The organism is Nitrosospira sp. Is2, assembly GCF_033095785.1.
Taxonomy (GTDB): domain Bacteria; phylum Pseudomonadota; class Gammaproteobacteria; order Burkholderiales; family Nitrosomonadaceae; genus Nitrosospira.
In genome coordinates this window covers 351,420-368,172 of the sequence record NZ_CP137134.1, presented here as the reverse complement: position 1 = coordinate 368,172, position 16,753 = coordinate 351,420, and the positions used below count along the sequence as shown (strand labels likewise).

The window sequence follows — 16,753 nt, the reverse complement described above, 5'->3', positions numbered from 1 at the left end:
CGGCTCATTGTTATACTTTTTATATAGCGCTTTATAACACCGGGACACGGAGGTCGCATTGCGAGCAATGGCTTCGGTGGGTGAGCGGAGGGGTTGGCAAGGGTGACGCCAAAGGTGACTAGACCGTACTCCCTGCCCGTTTGGCGGTTCTTCTCAATTTTCTGTAGACAGGAAAGGGGTTGTATACCAGGGCTTAATCAAGCACGCCGGGAACTGGGGGACCAAGGAATACACATCCTGCTAATACCCACCCTCAGCTCTCCGAACTTTATAATGAGCCATTAACTAACTGGAAAAAGACTATAAATATGAACAAAAAAGAACTCGTTGAGGCAATGGCCGCAAAGACTGACTCTAGCGGGGCCGCTGCAAACCCCGCAGTGAACGCACTGATAGGAATTATTTCAGATACGTTGAAAAAAGGGGATTCGCTGACCTTGCCCGGCTTCGGAACGTTCGAAGTGCGCGATCGTGCCGCACGTACCGGCCGCAATCCCAAGACTGGTGAAAACTGGAGATTGAAGCATCCCGGGTTGCAGCATTCAAACCAGGTGCAGCGTTGAAGGTTGCGGTAAATGGTGGCGGAAAGTAAGGACTAGTAGCGGCACAGCACCTGCAGTTCAGGCGCTCTCGCTTACAGGAAGCAGCAAGTGCTTGCCGTCGTTGTTCGGATCGACCGGCTTTACTGCTCTGTCACTTTCCGTCAATCAAATTCTTCTGTGGGTAGCGACCGCCTGCGCAATATGCGGCTTCCTCAATTGCTCTATGAGAATCCATTCAGAGATCCCTCCCTGTACAAAGATAACAGGCTACCGTCGTGAATTAATGTTTTTTATAGCTCGACTTGGCGACATAGTTACAACAATCGCCTGTCTGCGGTAGAGTTCGAAAAACAGCACTTCAACCGCCGTCTAGCGAAAAAATTAGGATTCTTCTCCCATGCTTAAATGGCTCGATAAGAACAAAGAGTGGCTTTTCCAAGGGGTGGGAGTTGCAATACTTAGTGCGACAGCATGGCTAGCCACCTCTCTCTGGAATAACCTTACGCGTACAGCAACCGAAACCGAAACCCTGCTTCTGGGCATCTTAATGGCAATCTGCGTGGCGCTAGTTGGTATTTTTCTGTTCTTGCTTTATCAAGCTTTCCAGGCGCACCGGAGTCGAAACGTCCAAATGGAACAGCTAAATTCAATGGAGAAGATAATAAGAAGCCTAGAAGCGCCGCGTCGGTTTAATAACTGGGATCAGGTTCAACCGGATATTCGACGAATTATTGATAGGAGCTTCGAAGATTTCGAGTCAACAGAACTTCAAGTCCTAGGCGTTGCGCTTCACGTGTCGTGGAAGACGGTCCGCGAGTGTATAGAGCGCTACCAGGAGAAACATCATGGCAAGCTACCAAGGGCTGTAATTAGCCTCAAGATACTGTCTCCTCACTGGCGGGACTGGGACAAACTTGGTGACGAGTGGATCCAACGAAGTATCAGTTTACACATAAACATTGCCAATTTTCTCGTCAGCATTCGGGGTGACCCAAATTTAAAACTCCTTCTTTACGATTATGACTACCCGCCAAACTGGCATGGTGTACTAATCAACGGGCAGCACCTTTATCGTTCTAGCTGCCTGTATCGCAACAATAAGTTTACTGTCCATAAAAATCCATATGTCTATTTTCGTCGCGAAGATAATTACTATTCCGATATGCAAATTTCGGAGTTTTCGTATTGGTTTGGCCATGAGGCACGAGCCAGAACACTAGGTGATCTTCACGATATAACAAAACCGCCAGTTACCGGCTGGGGAGCCCGTTCCTAAGAGGCTATGTTGGGCTGTGGGAGGGGGACTACCTAGAGCAAATACGGTCAAGGGTTCGCCCAAAACATAACGAAGATGAACCATGGAAAAAGATAATGACCAGTCAGATATTCAGCACGAGGAGATGCTGAATTTTTCTCGTCAGAACATGATCGATTCACTTCAATTATTCTTCTCTCATACAAAATACTCTCTCACGCTGCTAACTACAATTCTGGCCGCGTCGCTAGCCATTACCGCATTCTCGTTCGATAAGCTTCAAGGTGCACCCGAAGCATCAAAGCTCGCGCTGGTCCTAGCCGCAGTATTTCTCATACTCATGGGACCAGTCTCCTACATCACCCATCGTCTTATAGGCCGCTACTACCGGCTCTATGTTTCCTTCTACGTATATGCCGCCCGTGTGCATGAGAAGCACTCTACCATCGAACATCCCTGGTTTGCTGACCTGAAAAGCCGGCTCGGTGATCCCAGGAATCACTCTGAGAATCTTAATGACGAGTCAGCTGTGGCGAGGTTTTTGGATGATGAAGTTGCAAACTTTGCGAATGGTGGACGTAATAGCTGGTACTTTTATCGATGGTTAATTTTTATCCTCGGGGCATTCGGTACTATTGCAGGAAGCTTCGTTTTAGGTTGGCTTCTTATGAATTAGTAGCTATTACGGGGAATGGCGCAATGTGCCGGTAGCGTATGCGCATTAGCAAGTTTTTGTAGTTAGGTTTGCAATCCGCTTTGCGTATCCTTGCGCTAGCTCGTCTAAAGTCATGACTCTGCCCACCTATCCGTCTTGAGAAGCAGGCGGCCGGTAGCAACTGGCTGTTGACGACGGTACACTCCTCGCTCGATTGCCACCTTGTCGCCGGAGTGCCAACACCGTTCTTCATCATGAATCCGTAATAGCACGCGCAGAACTCCCACTCTGCCTGGTGCCATTTGTTTCAACGTAAGCGTTCTACCATAAAAACCATTGCAACAATACCTGGGGAAACTCGGCCTAGATAACACAACCCGAGCTTCTCTAAGAAGCGATCAGCGCCTAGGAATCCTGGTAACGCTTAAGCTCTTCCGTTAAATAGGCGGTGCAAGGGGTAGAAATTTACAGCGGATGGGGCTAGAAGGCGCAGCAATGCCTGCAGTTCTCCTGGTTACATTTCGGTAGCTCAATGTCAGCAAAATGACGCAAATTGTCTATATTGAAGAGCGCTCTTGCGCTAGCGATTGGCCATGTGCCAACTTCCAAAAACAATCTCACTATTGGAGTCTTGTAACTATGAAACTAGGTCGTATTTTTCAAATGCACTCGCTTAGAAACTTTACCGGAGTCATTCTCAGCGGGCTTCTTGCAGCCCCAGCATTTTCCCAAAGCTACACTTCTTTTAACATCGGTACCTTAGGCGGACCCGGAACATACGCCACTGACATCAACGCGTCTGGCCAGATAACCGGAAACTCAGATACGGGTACTGTAGGCCAATATCACGCCTTTGTAACCAAAGCTAACGGTCGGGAGATGACTGGTCGTGGAGCCCTTCCTGGGGGAAATACAAGCGAAGGCTACGCTATCAATGCAAGTGGACAAATTACAGGAATATCTCAAGCACCGCACGGTATTGGCGAATCTATAATGCCGTTCGCATTTATTGCCGACAGTGGCGGGGGAATAAGACCAGTTACGGACTGGGAGCAGAGCGCGGGCATGGGCATCAACGATGCAGGTCAGGTGGCAGGTTATATCAATCAACCCTTCCATCCAGGGACTGACGCATTTGTCACGGGCCCTAATGGCTTAAATCCGCTACCCATCGGTGGCCTACATGGGGAGGGTGACAGGGCGTATGGTATTAACTCTTCTGGCCAAGTAGTAGGGTCTGGCCTCTTCAATTCTGGTTTTCACCACGCATACATTACTAGCCCAAATCACGCAAGCGCCTTGGACTTAGGCACTCTCGGCGGGTACAAAAGTACTGCGACTTCAGTCAATGATTCAGGGAAAGTCGTGGGATCGTCGACCACCGACCTTGGTTTGGAATCTCCGTTCCATGCCTTCATTACGGATGCGAATAGCGAGATGACAGACCTCGGAACATTGGGCGGTAAGAACAGCGAAGCCTATGACGTTAACTCAGAAGGAGTAGTGGTCGGCTGGGCAGACATAGCAATAGGAAATCGCAAGCATGCATTTATAACAGGACCAGACGGGGATGGGATGAGGGATCTCAACGAACTGGTGAAGCTCGAAAACGGCACCTTTTTAACTGACGCCCAAGGCATTAATGATCGAGGACAAATCATCGCTAATGCCAGTGATGGCTATGCTTACCTGCTTACCCCCGTGCCTGAGCCGGAAACCTATGCAATGCTCCTGGCTGGTCTTGGATTGATGGGTTTGATGGCGCGCCGCAAAAAAATAGCGTGATGTAGTACGAAAAAAGCGCGGATAACGTCCGCGCTTTTTTTCCCAGCGCGGGTGCAGGTGGATCTGGTTTCGTACCGTTTTTAACATAGGTACAAAGGGACTACCTGTCCTGGCATCTCCTACCTGCGACCCTCCTGTATTGAATTTACGGTATCGCTGAAGGTCAGTGTCATCCCTGCTCTGGGCAGTTGATTTCTGCTATTGTTAGCACGGTCAGGAAAGGACGAATGAATAATCGAGAGTTAGACCGATCAAGAATTCACGCTTTGGCGCCGTTAGTGGGTTGGCCGGTGGCTAAACGCAGTTACGATCACTGGCAATTATTAGGATGTTTCTGAAAACTTAGGGTTACGATGTTTTTGATAAGTGGTCTCGTAACGGATGTAGTGTTTAACTACCAGGAAGGTGACGCAGCTTACTATGCAATAATTACCGTAAATGGGCAGCGAATCCGAGTAATCTCAAGTTCAGTACCTATTGAGAGATCCTCGGAAATGGTTGTAGCTGTTGAGTCCGCAGAGGCCGATGGTTCTTTTACGGCTATTGCCTGTTTCATCAAGGATGCAAATGTTTTTGCAGATAAGTGGGACTTGGGCCTAATTTTAATAATTACTTTTTTCGTAGCCATCGGTTTAATTTTTTTGACTGTTGAGTTCACGACCGGAAGCGAGATATGGCAAACTAGTTTTGCATTATTCTCTCTAGGTTTCGGTGCATTCTTGATTTCTCGCTACAAACAATTTCATGATGCAAAAGTAGCTATCCGCCGTAGCCTGGTAAAAAAAAATTCGGAAAATTAGCAAGTGTGAAGCTCCAGAACCTCGGCCGGAAGAAACTCAGGCTTTCTTCACTGGCATAACGGAGCGGGCATGAGACACCTGGCAGACCAGACGGGAGGTTCAACAAGGCTTATCGCGTCAACGGTGAAGGGCAGGAGGCGGAAAGTACGGACTAGTAGCGGCACACACCAGCAGTTCAGGCGCTCTCGCTTATGGGCACTAGCAAGTGCTTGCCGTTGTTGTTCGGATCGACCCGGTTTACTGCCCGGTCCACCTTCCACCAGACGAATTCTGCTGTGGGCAGAGACCGTGTCTGCGCAATACGTGCCGCTTCCTCGACCGGTGTCTCAGGATCTAGCCAGCGCAACGCGTCCTCGGGTTCCAGCACCACGGGTCTACGGTCATGTATGTCCACCATGCCGCCTTCACAGTCCTCAGTGACAATAACGAATCCCACTTCAACCTTCTGCTGCTGAGCGCCATGCTGATTCGGCCCGTAATTGGAAAGACCAGCCATGAAGATTGGCTGATGTGTTCGCCTTGTAATGTACCAAGGTCGCTTCCCATTCTCGAGCGTCCATTCATACCATCCACCCGCAGGAATGATCACTCGTCCTTGGCTGAACATGTGCCGGAAGTAGCGGCCCGTTAGTGCCTTCTCTACCCGCGCATTGGTCCATGGTTTGCGCTTCGCCGCCGCCTCGTTCGGCGTTCTGCACCCTCACGTGAGGTAATCGGACTGAAGCTTTCCTGTCAACAAATGGAGCAACAGGGCAGGGCGACCAGGGCTAAGGTTGTACTCGGGGCCAGGATCACCACCCAACCAATCGGGCTCCCAAATTTTGGGATAAGAGCCCCTCGCGTCGTGCCCACGTGTTTCGGATTGTTCTATGCGGCCGCACATTTAGATGTATTAAGCAATTGTCTATTGCTTGCTGTCTTTCTTCCCCACCGCGCCATGCCATCAATTTGTGCAATGAGTTAAGGTGTTCTTCGCCGGGGTCGGCATGTTCACATTTCTCGTCACGCGCCAACACTGGAAGGCTTCAGTGGTCAGAGGAAAGCCTGAGCCTCTCCATGCTAGTCCTCTCCGTTGTATTTCCAAGGATTAATACGGCGCTCCCACGTCACTTTAACTCTCTCTAAACGCCTTTCCGTTGTGCCAATATTCTCCAGCTGTGTCGGCTCATTTTTCCCTAGTCTGGGTGGCTTAATAGGCGTTTCGGCTCCATCTTTCTTTGGCCGGCCGCCCCACAGAACATCGAAGTTCGGCGCGTAAGTCTCTTTCGATTCGCTATCAGCCAGCCTGTAAGCCTGTTGCCGCGCCAGCTCAGCAAGCCGCAGGATCTCGTCGACTTTGGCCTTCATCTCCCTTCGCGACCCAATGTGTGGCAGCTCCTCGACGATAGCCTCGATCTTGGAGATATTGACGACGAGAAATTCTACGTTTGTACTGGACATGCTCCGCCTCTTACTTTGTAAAAAGATCAACCGGAAAATTTAACGCTTGTGAAATTGATAAAGAACATTGATAGCCCATGCCTTGATCGGATGGACGCCGTCGAGTTCGGCATCGACAGCCTCGGCAGGAATGCGAGTTCCGTCGTCCGTCGCCTCAGCTGCTTTATAAAGAGCAACATGGTCCAAGCCTTGGTAAGACGCCGCCATGTCTTCAAAAATATCAATTGGGACGATAGTATTCGCGCTTGCCGTCCTTTTCTATGACAATATCCTGCTCATTTGCGTACGCTCGCCTCAGCTCAATCTCGCCTGGAATGTCACGTGTTTCTGCACTCCTCCGATCTTACGGACTTCGGGATTAATTAACAGTGGACTTTGGTACAGCTTTTTTGGCTGAGCCTTAACGAGTTGATGTGGATGTACGTCCCCGCATAGTCCGGGCTTTCCTGCTTTTCACCGCTTTCCAATCTTTTTTTTGCGTCCGTAAAGAGTTCCGAAATTTTACATGAACCAGAACCCAGTGACCGACTCCCTAGGGTGTACTTCAGTCCAATAGTCATTACCATCGATGCGAGTAAAGTGTGCGGAAGAACTCGAGACTCAGGTTGCTGCCTGGCGACGATTCCAAATGTGAGATGCGCTCTAAAGGAGCGGGAACGCGCCTACAGTCGGCTTGAGCTATTGTTGGCCGGCATCATGCTGGGCTTTAGAAAGTCCGGGTTAGCCGGCGAAGATACCAAACGGCATTCGAGTAGGGATGCAGTTAGAAACCCGGTAGGGCGGCGTTTGGTTACAGAAGTCAGAAAGGAAGTGAGAACTCAAACGCCGAGTGGCCTACTGGAAACAAAAGGCCGGAATCGAGCGGCCTTGAGAAATCAGGGCAGCCAAGCTCGTGGTCAGAATTAAGAAATACAGCGAAAGGTTCGCAGTCATGATAAGCGAAAAGCAGCTCATGGCTACCAGGATCGCAACTCCCACTAAAATTCTCGGCTGCGTTAGCCGAGCCCAAGGGCAACGAAGTACCTTCAAGGAAAATACCATGTCGCACGAATCGCTTAACCCATGGATGCTCGCAACAATCGGAATAGTGTTGGTGGGCACAACAGTCGGGGTCACAATGCTAGCAGGACGAGAATCAAAGATTGAGGCTCCTGAATCCAAAACGGTGCGAATGAGTGAAACGAAAGCCCAGGTGACTCAGAATGTAGGGAGCGCGAACGTCGTCCGGGTAAAGAACCAGCGGATGACGGCGCAGCCTTCACAGTCCATCATTGCAACATGCAACGAGTATGCAGATGATCAGGTAAACAGCAAAACCGAGGAAGTGCTCACAAGTGCCGTGCTGGGTGCTGCTATTGGAGCAGCAGTAGGTGCCGCCGGAGGTGCCATCGCGGGGGGAGGGAATGCGGGAAAAGGAGCCGCCATAGGAGGCTTAACCGGTGCAGCAGGCGGTAGCCTCTACGGCCTCAATGAAAGTAAGTCGCATGATGCACGATATCAGGCCGCTTATTCTTCTTGCATGCGCTCAAAGGGTTACCGGGGTTAACATTCCGTGCGTCTTCATTTTGACGGTCTGGTAAATATCTCCCAGAAGAGGCTCGTTTCATGAAAGCCCCGATATATTCGGTAGCTCTGTGCGCGATGATTCTGCTGGTTGGGTGCGGTTCCCGCTCAATCCCAGATAAAACCGCACACGCTAACCGTTCCGTGCACGTCAATGGCGCACAGGGGATACTCTCTATCCAGGAAAGCAAGGCAGTCCTCGCGCATCTCCAAAAAGGCAGTCCTGAAACAGATATCTTTAACAAGCATCTTGCCCAGGAAGAGGAACTCTCGGGAAGCTCGCTTACGATGGGCAACAAGGTAACGCTGTTGATCGATGGTCCCACCACCTACAAATCGATGTATGCGGCGATACAGGGCGCCAAACATCATATCAACATGGAAACCTATAGTATTGAAGACGACGAAGTCGGTCGTCGCTTTGCCGCTGCGTTGATTGAAAAGCAAAAGCAGGGCATACAGGTACATTTGATTTACGACAGCGTGGGATCAGCCGATACACCTGAAGACTTTTTCCAGCCATTAATCGACAGCGGAATTGCGATACTCGAATTCAATCCCCTCAACCCGCTGAGCCTTCGCAAGAAATGGGAAGTAGGCCGGGATCACCGTAAGTTGCTCGTGATTGACGGCCAGATCGCCTTTGTAGGGGGCGTCAATATTAGCAGCGTATATTCCAGCGGATCATTCAGATCAAAACCTCCTACTAGGGATTCCCCACCATGGCGCGATACCCATCTGCGTATCGAAGGCCCCGTCGTCAGTGATTTCCAGAAATTGTTTGTGGCGACGTGGGAAAAACAGCAGGGTGAGCCCATCGCAGCGAAATCTTTTTTCCCGCAGATAGGCAGTAGGGGTAACGAAGTAGTGCGTGCCGTTGGCAGTTCACCCGCTGATCCTTACAGCCGCCTTTACGCTACGCTTATATCCGCGATAAACAACGCTCAAACCTATGCATACGTGACTACTGCGTATTTTGTACCGGATTCACGGTTACTGACTGCGTTGAAGGGCGCCGCCCAACGCGGCGTTGACGTGCGATTAATGTTACCGAACAAAACCGATTCGAACCTGGTATTTTATGCGGCACACTCTTACTATGACCAATTGCTGAGTGCTGGAGTGAAGATCTATGAACGGGAGGATGTTTTATTACATGCCAAGACCGCATTAGTCGACGGCGTGTGGTCCACCATAGGCTCGACCAATCTTGACTGGTTAAGTTTGGAGCAAAACCAGGAAATCAACGCGGTCGTTCTTGGGCAAGAATTCGGTGCGCAAATGAAGGCACTGTTCGACAAAGATATTGAATCTTCCCAGCTTGTCATATTGGAAAAATGGCGGCAACGTCCATTTGTTGTTCGGCTAAAAGAACTTGGCGCCAGCTTGTTGGCTCGCGGCCTTTAGTTTCTATCGCAACCCAAAAAACCTAACAAAAGCGATAAGACCCCTTACCGGTGCCGTACTCACCTTATGCAGACTGACGGTCAGCGGGACGACAAAGAACAGGGCGACACGGTTGGTCAGCAGAGTCGACGGGAGCGCTGCAGTCAGCACAAGAAAAAGGGCTATGGCTCAGTCGTGGGCGATCAATCAGGATGTATTTTTAGCGGTGTAAATAAAATTAAAAAGGAACCAAAATGAAAGTAAAAGAGAATCTCACATTAATCGGTATCTCGATGCTATTCGTCTGCGGGCTTACCGCATGCGACAAGCCGGGGCCCGCAGAAACCGCAGGTAAAAAAATAGACCAGACGGCTGGTGAAGCCAGCAAGAGAATAGGTGAAGCAGCCGATGAAATCGGTGTAAAACTTGGCAAGCAAGGCGAGAAGGCCAGTGTGACTATTGATGATGCCGAGATTACGACCAAGGTAAAAGCAGGCATATTTGCCGAGCCCGGTCTCAAAACACTACAAATCGGTGTTGATACCATAAAAGGCGTGGTGACATTAAGCGGATCAATCGATTCGTCGAAAAGCAGCGATAGGGCCAAAGCACTGGCTGGCGCGGTGGCTGGAGTGAAAGAGGTTAAAAACCTGCTTGTGACAAAATAAACCACATGACATTGAGTTGGAGCCGACTGCATTCCAGCCGGTCCGAACCATTGGGGGGATATTTCGCAGGAGATGGGCCATATTTACCTTTAACCTCTGCTGAGTTCATCGGCAATTAGTGGCGTTTCTTCCTTCCCGGCCTTACCCCTTTTTATCGGATATATTGGTAAAGAGTCTCCCTGCTTATTCCAAACTCTTTCGCCAGTTTTGTCCGGTTTGCACCCGTTGCGGCTTGTTCTCGCAGTTGAGCAATCCTCTCCGCGTTTAACGCTGGCTTCCTGCCCTTGTAGACCGTTCCCTTGGCCTTCGCCAGCGCTATGCCTTCCCGCTGCCTTTCCCTGATAAGCGAACGCTCAAACTGTGCGAAGGCGCTGAGCATAGTAAACATCAGGATGGAACGAGGGTCATCACTGCCTGCCGTAAAGCTCATATTCTCCTTGATGAATTCAACCGATACACCTCGATCTTTCATCTCCCTCACAAGCCTGAGCATGTCCTCCACATTTCGTGCCAGCCGGTCCATGGAATGAACGACGAGCGTATCCCCTGCACGAAGATGATTCAGGGCTGCCTGAAGTTGTGGCCTGTTCGTATCCTTGCCTGATGCCTTGTCGGTGAACACCTTGTCCGAATAAATGCCGTCAAGCTGGCGCTCGGCGTTCTGGTCAAGCGAGCTCACACGAACGTATCCAATTCTCTGACTGGTCTGTCAGGTGCAGGTGTATGGTTGAGGTGTACCTCAGAATGACAAAGAGTTGAGATTTTCAGTGACTGAGTTGTCCTTCTGCACCCTCTTTTACATGCACCCCTAATTCTTTTTTGCACCTTAAAAGCAATTGCCGTTGTTCTGGCGTTAGCTCACTTAGGTTGGGGAATGCTGCTTGGACTACGAATAGCGTAGCAACGACGCCTTGATAGTAAAAGCAACGCATAGCCTCTATCTTGTCTGCAGGTTGACCTAGTTGTTCCATACGCTTTTGAAGTGGCGCCCACTGCTGTTCAAGTGTCATGATTTCTTCTGGATTCATCATTTCTCCTTTGCCTTTTATTAAATATCTCACTTTGAATGTTTAACAATATAACCTAATTTTTCAAAGCTCGATTTAATTGCCCTTTTAATTAAAGGCTTAAAGGCTTGAGCGTGTATTATGATGTACCCTAATCCGACTGTTCTTGATCGACCTTCTTCACGAAGGCGCACATTTCCTTCGACACCCGTTCGCCCTCTCCCGGTCCTGCGTCTATTTCCGATGTTCCGCAATGGCCGCACCAGTCGGCGTGCACATCTTTGATGATGTTGACCGGCCCTTGTAGGTTTGCTTTATGTCCCGGACGTCAGGCTTCAGTTCGTCCGCTCCGCACGATGCACATATCATGATTTTTCCGTCTGGAATTTATCTAGTTAGTGTGGTGTACCTAGATGGACATTAAGCTCGTACCGAACGTGCCGTTAAGAATTCTCTTACCATCTTCTAACAGGCGTCGCCCATGAGTTACGTTCAAATTCCTGCTTCCTGCCCATCATGTGGAGGGCTGTTTGCCTCGCGCGGTATTCAGCTTGGCCCTGGGGTGAAGAACGTAACTCTGTCTGGGAATAGGGAGGAATGCCCATTTTGTGGTGCCTGGGCGGATATTGCAGATGGCGTATTTGATGTAATAGATGGGATATTGTCAATTGTCTCTGCTCCCGATATTACCCAGCAGAAGTTAAGTGCTTGGTACGGCTGTTAAGAATGCCTATAAAGAGAAAAAGCCTGCTGAGGAATTGGCTAGAGAGGTCGAGAAAATCGATCCCACTTTCGGTGAATTGATAAGGAATGTTAAAAGGAAACTATATTTCACCTCGCTATTGCTCATAGGAGCCTTTATCAATTCTTGCAATTTAAATATAAGTCTTGATGCTAATCAACTCATTCAGCAGATTCAGGGAAAACAGCCAACGAACGTTATTTCTAATGATCCAGTAATTAAATAGTTATTCTCAAGGCACCTGATCAACTTTCACGGCAGCTATCGCACTCCAGACAATATTGACGGATTTATGATGCTTTGATTTAAACCGCCTGCAGGTAAACCTGACTTTGCCCAAGTTAGGTACCTCCATAACCGTTTCCTGAAACTCTTCCTTTGCTGTATTGGGATCTGGCAACTGCTTGGTTTCCGCAGCAACATACTCCCCACCAATAAGCCTCAGGATGTTTTCTTTGATGGGGATCATTAGCCTTCATGCCTGACCTACGTGCGGTCCGGCTGCATAAGACCTGATTTCACGTATAAAGACTGGCGGCGGGGGCAGAAGACAATGGCGGCGCGAACCGTCTGAAAGTGATCCGAGCTCGGCAGGTTGGGTCACGCATGTTTGTTAACGTTAACTGAGGGATAGGGCTCTTAACTGGGGGCACCAGAAATCAGGCGGTAGCCAAGGCCGTGAACTGTTTCGATCGGGTCGTATCCTCCCGCCCTCTTTAGCGCATGGCGAAGTTCGTACATATGGGTGCGCAAGGTATCGCTGGTACCCTGCGCACCCCCCCATGCTTCCGATTCCAGTTCCCGGCGGCTGAATACCCGGCCTGGCTCGCTCATCATTAGCGCAAACAAGCGCATGCCCTTTGGTGGAAGTTTAACGCTTGCGCCTGCGAACTGGACGGAGAGCGTTTTTGGATCAAACGAAAGATGGCCCGTTTCAAGCAGCCGACCGGTGACTTTGCCTCCATGACGCTTGTGCATGGCCACCAACCGCGCCTCGACTTCCTTCAGCGCAAATGGCTTGACCAGGTAATCGTCGGCACCGCAATCGAAACCTTTAAGCTTATCGTCCAGAGTGTCCCGCGCGGTAAGCACCAGTACGGGCGTGTCGATATCGGCTTCCTTGCGGAGTTTCCGGCACAATGTGATGCCATCCATTCCCGGCAAACCAAGATCAAGCAGAATTCCGTCGAATTTTTGGGTTACGGCGAGATGTAGGCCAGTGATTCCATCTGCAGCTGCATCCACGCTGTGACCGCGAGCCTCGAGGAAATCATAAAGATTGGTGGCAATCGCGGGATCGTCTTCAACAATAAGTATATGCACTGGGGAACTCGTTAAATATTACGGTCGGCGTTTTGCTGGTCATAATAAAGATGCGGGGCTACTAATGCTACCGGAGATCTCATGCTGCTGCTGTGAGGCCCTTTATCGGGGAAAAAAACGCGGGTCGGAACTCGTCACCGTTGCGACTAATATATTTCCAAAAAAAACCCGCCGAAGCGGGTCTGTTTCAATTTCAATAACTGATTGTTACTGTTTCCGCTTGCGCCGAATGCCAAAAGCCGCGAGCCCAAGGCCTAGCAGCGCGAGAGTGCCGGGTTCTGGAACCTGCGTGCTAGGATCGTACGTCGTGTAATGGCTGAGCCGTCCAATATTAGTATTATTGCCGCCGCCCCCGGAGAGGAACTGAACTTGCGAATCAGACCATACCAGCTTGGTCATCTCCCCGATATTCTGGAAGAAGAAAGTGTCGGCTGTTGCACTGGTACCCCCGGTGCCAAACTTTAGAAGAAAGTAACCCGGCTCGGTCGGGGCCACGTCCAGATACCACTCCCCCGGCGCATTCACAAAAGCAGTGAACGAGCTGATCTTTAGATCCTGAACCAGGTTATTGTTGTTGGCAAACGTTTCCATCGCGGCAAGTTCTGTTGCATCGCCCGAATTCCCAAGCAAAGACTCCCCGATCTTTGTGTCGACGATAAAGACAGCCTGTGCACTTGGTATCCACACTGCCGCGCTAAACAACGCTACTAGAGCCCCAGAAAAAAACCTTTTTTTCTTATTCATTCTTATCCCCTGTTTTTTATCAACCTTCGCTGGCCAATTGCTCAGCGAAGGTGCAAAAAGCTCCTACGCGTGTTTCTTGCTATTTTTGCGTCTTGCGACAGCCCCCATAACTGCAAGCCCTGCAAGCAGCATGGCGTAGGTTTCCGGTTCAGGAATTGCGCTCACCGTCGGTGTCTGCGTGATGGAAAACGTATAGGTGTTGCCGGCGCCGGGATCAAAAGGGCTCAGGTGGAAAGCTGCATCTGCTGTGCCGCCGACAGCCAAGGTTCCGGTGAAGTTTAGATCGCGGGGACCGCTGGAATTAAAGGGGGACGACTGATTTACCGAAGGCGAATCAAGGGTGAAACCGGCAAGAGTCGACGAGTTGAAACTGGTGAACACAACGCCGTTCCCAGGTGCGTTCGTTGGCTCCGTGATGCTGAAATGGAAGTCAGAAAAAGCTGTTCCAGTGTTGTTGGTGATCGACTCAATTACATCGTAGGAGCCGCCGTTGCCCACGGAATGCGCAACCGTGAATGTCAAAGTGATGGGGTTGATGCTGTCAAAGGTTTTGGAAAGATCCAGACCTTTGTCGTTAGTGGAACTGGCAAGGACTGAAAAAGATCCCATGCCAGGGCCGCTTGCGGTAATGTCCGTGATTACAGCTGACGCCGATGCTGCGGATATCGATCCACCAAAGATTAGGGCGGCGATAAGCGATTTTGTTTTTACATTCATTTGTGGCTCCAAAAAAGATTCAAGAACAATATTCATTGCACGTGTGCGTATGGACTTCTTTTTCCCGCCCACTAACAGATTGTCCCCGTTAATTCAGTAACTTAATATAGTCTACTCGACTGTCATTTTATGGTTCCCTTGCACTATGGGCGATTCAAGTTGCGCTCATTGGAGTGACCGAAGATTCGAGACGGTGAAACACTTGTTGGGGTGAACGAGGCGGCGGCCAGCAGGAAAACTGGCAAAGGCCAACGGATACGGGTTGGCAATGGCACTCGGCCCGGCTGGACGAATGAAAGGAGAGTTGCGGTGCGTCGTGTGAAGAGTGTATCGCGCCAAAATACGAGTACTACCGACTGCCGACCGTGAATTACCGGGATTCCCGGAAGCAGTCTTATCTGCTATCCCGGTCGGGGAAAGAAACAATATCCTGGCAAGACGCCCTTTATCGTTATCCTTGGATGAGCCTCTGTCGTCATCCTTGGATGGGGTTCCACTTTTACCGCCCTCCTTATTGCTCCATACTTATTTATTGCGGCGGCGTGTGGCCCCTATGCCAAGAAAGCCAAGCCCAAGTAACGCAAGGGTTGCGGGTTCGGGTACTTGGCTCGGGGAACTCACGGGATCTCCGATTTGCCCACTTATCCAAGCACTGGTTCCCTGATATCCTTGCACGTGTATTGCGCCAAGATAACCACCGCCATTAGGCGCAGGCACCGAGACAGAATTGAAGGAGTTGGCGGTAATGCCTGCTCCCGTCAGGGTGTACACGGAGGTGTGGCCAGGTACGAGTTCTCCTGGGAAATGAAACGCAAAATCAAATTTTCCGCCTGTCCCATTAGCCTTAAAAGCATTGGTTCCGATATCAATATCGGATGTGGAGATTCCGCTGGTAAACGCAACACCAGTAAGGGGCGCATTGGCAACGTTAAAGTACCAGTCCTTCACATAGGCACCAGTTGTCGACAGATTATTCAAGACGCTCATAGTCAGGGTCACGCTGCCAGAGCCACCGCCATCGTCGAAAATAGCCTTAGCGAAAACATCACTCGCATTGAGGGGAGTTGAAGGCGTCGTACCCGAAAAAGCGCCCGATTTCGAGAAGTCGATCTCGAGCAGGGCTGCTTGCGAGGTGCTGACAGCGGCGAAGAAGCTGAGAGCGGAAAGTGCGGCGACCAGCTTGGTTTTTCTGAAATATGTTTTCACAATGTATCCGTCGGAAAAGAAATCAATTAATTATCAACGCTGCAATAGGAAGTCGGTAATCACGTACCCGCTGCCACACAGCTTACTAGGCAAAAGCCGTGCCACTATAATTCGGGTTAAATATCAGAAGCTTGGAACTGCTTGGGTGGAAGATTTGTCGGCAGGTGTCACGAACCTCGTCATGTACTTTCGTACAGTGAGAGGGGAAAAACTGGATCGGCCTCGACCTATGAGCGGAAAACGCGGATTGGATCGTATCGAGCTGAACTCGACCTCAAATGTGAGGATCGGAGAAAGAGAACGGCCCAGTAAGCAATCACGCTGCAATCGTGTAGTGGGGCAACAATTTTCGCTTCCATGTCCAGATTTACGTCCCAGCTAGTCGGCAAAGTCCCTAGGTTTTCCCATTCTTTAGCCTCATGCTCCAGCACATACAGGTCATGGTCCTTCGTGTAGCGCCGATAGACCCAAGCCATGCCGCGATTAACCTGTTCTGAATTTACGTCCACGCCACCGCATTTAACCCGAGCGACAGTGGGGTGGTAGCGGTTCTTCACGAGGGGGCTAACTTCCGCCTCCTTGTCGAAGCACAGATCAGAGAGCGACTGTCAATATCGGTTCGTTCACTTTCCGCGTGATGTACCACGGCTGCTTCTTACCATCTCCAGCGTCCATTCCTATCAACCGCCCGCGGGAAGGATTACCCGTACCTGGCTGAAGATGTGGCGGAAGTGCCGCCCGGTCAGAGATTTCTGGACACGAGCGCATATCTAGGGCTTCTTCTTCTCAACCGCTTCCTTCCGAGTTCTATAGCCCCAGCTCATACCGATGAACAGCAACTCGTCTACCTTGAAGCTGAATATTGGCGGTGGGGAGGGCCGTGCTGAAGAGCGCAAGGTCTGCGAGGGGCAAGTACCTGT

Annotated in this window: 20 protein-coding genes and 1 pseudogene; 9 read left to right on the top strand and 12 right to left on the bottom strand. The window is 50.3% G+C overall.

Going from position 1 to position 16,753, the window contains the following annotated elements; genetic code table 11:
* The first annotated feature begins 308 nt into the window (after window positions 1-308).
* The 5 genes and pseudogenes from R5L00_RS01675 to R5L00_RS01655 all read left to right on the top strand — a co-directional run bounded on the left by R5L00_RS01675 (window position 309) and on the right by R5L00_RS01655 (window position 5,037).
* Window positions 309-592: pseudogene (locus R5L00_RS01675) on the top strand (HU family DNA-binding protein).
* A gap of 347 nt (window positions 593-939) precedes the next feature.
* Window positions 940-1,818 carry a hypothetical protein gene (locus R5L00_RS01670; RefSeq protein ID WP_317653029.1) on the top strand — a complete coding sequence of 293 codons (879 nt, stop codon included), beginning with the start codon at window positions 940-942 and terminating at the stop codon, window positions 1,816-1,818.
* 82 nt (window positions 1,819-1,900) lie between these two features.
* Window positions 1,901-2,473, top strand: a complete 573-nt coding sequence (locus tag R5L00_RS01665) for a hypothetical protein (RefSeq protein ID WP_317653028.1) — start codon at window positions 1,901-1,903, stop codon at window positions 2,471-2,473.
* A 522-nt stretch (window positions 2,474-2,995) separates the two neighbouring features.
* Window positions 2,996-4,237, top strand: coding sequence for a DUF3466 family protein (locus tag R5L00_RS01660; protein WP_317653027.1), 1,242 nt, complete (start codon window positions 2,996-2,998; stop codon window positions 4,235-4,237).
* Window positions 4,238-4,731: 494 nt separating this feature from the next.
* A complete protein-coding gene (locus tag R5L00_RS01655; protein WP_317653026.1) occupies window positions 4,732-5,037 on the top strand; it encodes a hypothetical protein in 306 nt (101 codons plus the stop codon).
* A gap of 175 nt (window positions 5,038-5,212) precedes the next feature.
* On the opposite strand, the gene R5L00_RS01650 is transcribed toward R5L00_RS01655, so the two are convergent.
* From R5L00_RS01650 to R5L00_RS01640, 3 genes are all read right to left on the bottom strand, one after another.
* A complete protein-coding gene (locus tag R5L00_RS01650; protein WP_317653025.1) occupies window positions 5,213-5,644 on the bottom strand; it encodes an SOS response-associated peptidase in 432 nt (143 codons plus the stop codon).
* A gap of 452 nt (window positions 5,645-6,096) precedes the next feature.
* Window positions 6,097-6,477: a hypothetical protein gene (locus R5L00_RS01645; RefSeq protein WP_107692350.1), complete on the bottom strand. Its 381-nt coding sequence runs from the start codon at window positions 6,475-6,477 to the stop codon at window positions 6,097-6,099.
* 39 nt (window positions 6,478-6,516) lie between these two features.
* The gene (locus tag R5L00_RS01640) at window positions 6,517-6,684 is read right to left on the bottom strand and encodes a hypothetical protein (RefSeq protein WP_317653024.1); all 168 of its coding nucleotides are present in this window, start codon (window positions 6,682-6,684) and stop codon (window positions 6,517-6,519) included.
* A 745-nt stretch (window positions 6,685-7,429) separates the two neighbouring features.
* Here R5L00_RS01640 and R5L00_RS01635 point away from each other — a divergent pair.
* The 3 genes from R5L00_RS01635 to R5L00_RS01625 all read left to right on the top strand — a co-directional run bounded on the left by R5L00_RS01635 (window position 7,430) and on the right by R5L00_RS01625 (window position 10,094).
* Complete coding sequence (locus tag R5L00_RS01635; RefSeq protein ID WP_317653023.1) at window positions 7,430-8,023, top strand: hypothetical protein; 594 nt, start codon at window positions 7,430-7,432, stop codon at window positions 8,021-8,023.
* A gap of 59 nt (window positions 8,024-8,082) precedes the next feature.
* Window positions 8,083-9,447: a cardiolipin synthase gene (gene cls, locus R5L00_RS01630; RefSeq protein WP_317653022.1), complete on the top strand. Its 1,365-nt coding sequence runs from the start codon at window positions 8,083-8,085 to the stop codon at window positions 9,445-9,447.
* Window positions 9,448-9,680: 233 nt separating this feature from the next.
* Entirely contained in the window at window positions 9,681-10,094 is a 414-nt protein-coding gene (locus tag R5L00_RS01625; protein WP_317653021.1) for a BON domain-containing protein, read from the top strand.
* Window positions 10,095-10,245: 151 nt separating this feature from the next.
* Here R5L00_RS01625 and R5L00_RS01620 read toward each other — a convergent pair whose 3' ends face one another.
* The 3 genes from R5L00_RS01620 to R5L00_RS15770 form a co-directional block, all read right to left on the bottom strand.
* Window positions 10,246-10,773 carry a recombinase family protein gene (locus tag R5L00_RS01620; protein ID WP_411555580.1) on the bottom strand — a complete coding sequence of 176 codons (528 nt, stop codon included), beginning with the start codon at window positions 10,771-10,773 and terminating at the stop codon, window positions 10,246-10,248.
* Window positions 10,774-10,858: 85 nt separating this feature from the next.
* A complete protein-coding gene (locus R5L00_RS01615) occupies window positions 10,859-11,125 on the bottom strand; it encodes a hypothetical protein (RefSeq protein WP_317653020.1) in 267 nt (88 codons plus the stop codon).
* Between the two features lie 127 nt (window positions 11,126-11,252).
* Complete coding sequence (locus R5L00_RS15770) at window positions 11,253-11,378, bottom strand: hypothetical protein (RefSeq protein ID WP_411555579.1); 126 nt, start codon at window positions 11,376-11,378, stop codon at window positions 11,253-11,255.
* 427 nt (window positions 11,379-11,805) lie between these two features.
* Here R5L00_RS15770 and R5L00_RS01610 point away from each other — a divergent pair, with 427 nt between their 5' ends.
* Entirely contained in the window at window positions 11,806-12,069 is a 264-nt protein-coding gene (locus tag R5L00_RS01610; RefSeq protein ID WP_317653019.1) for a hypothetical protein, read from the top strand.
* Window positions 12,070-12,075: 6 nt separating this feature from the next.
* Here R5L00_RS01610 and R5L00_RS01605 read toward each other — a convergent pair whose 3' ends face one another.
* The 6 genes from R5L00_RS01605 to R5L00_RS15765 all read right to left on the bottom strand — a co-directional run bounded on the left by R5L00_RS01605 (window position 12,076) and on the right by R5L00_RS15765 (window position 16,390).
* On the bottom strand, window positions 12,076-12,312 hold the full coding sequence (locus R5L00_RS01605) for a hypothetical protein (protein ID WP_317653018.1): 237 nt from the start codon (window positions 12,310-12,312) through the stop codon (window positions 12,076-12,078).
* A 170-nt stretch (window positions 12,313-12,482) separates the two neighbouring features.
* Complete coding sequence (locus R5L00_RS01600; RefSeq protein WP_317653017.1) at window positions 12,483-13,166, bottom strand: response regulator transcription factor; 684 nt, start codon at window positions 13,164-13,166, stop codon at window positions 12,483-12,485.
* Between the two features lie 207 nt (window positions 13,167-13,373).
* Window positions 13,374-13,910 (bottom strand): PEP-CTERM sorting domain-containing protein, encoded by a 537-nt coding sequence (locus tag R5L00_RS01595; protein ID WP_317653016.1) that lies wholly within the window; start codon window positions 13,908-13,910, stop codon window positions 13,374-13,376.
* 63 nt (window positions 13,911-13,973) lie between these two features.
* Window positions 13,974-14,663: a PEP-CTERM sorting domain-containing protein gene (locus tag R5L00_RS01590; RefSeq protein ID WP_317653014.1), complete on the bottom strand. Its 690-nt coding sequence runs from the start codon at window positions 14,661-14,663 to the stop codon at window positions 13,974-13,976.
* A gap of 489 nt (window positions 14,664-15,152) precedes the next feature.
* Entirely contained in the window at window positions 15,153-15,833 is a 681-nt protein-coding gene (locus R5L00_RS01585) for a PEP-CTERM sorting domain-containing protein (protein WP_317653013.1), read from the bottom strand.
* Window positions 15,834-16,060: 227 nt separating this feature from the next.
* On the bottom strand, window positions 16,061-16,390 hold the full coding sequence (locus R5L00_RS15765) for a thermonuclease family protein (RefSeq protein ID WP_411555578.1): 330 nt from the start codon (window positions 16,388-16,390) through the stop codon (window positions 16,061-16,063).
* Window positions 16,391-16,753 lie beyond the last annotated feature (363 nt).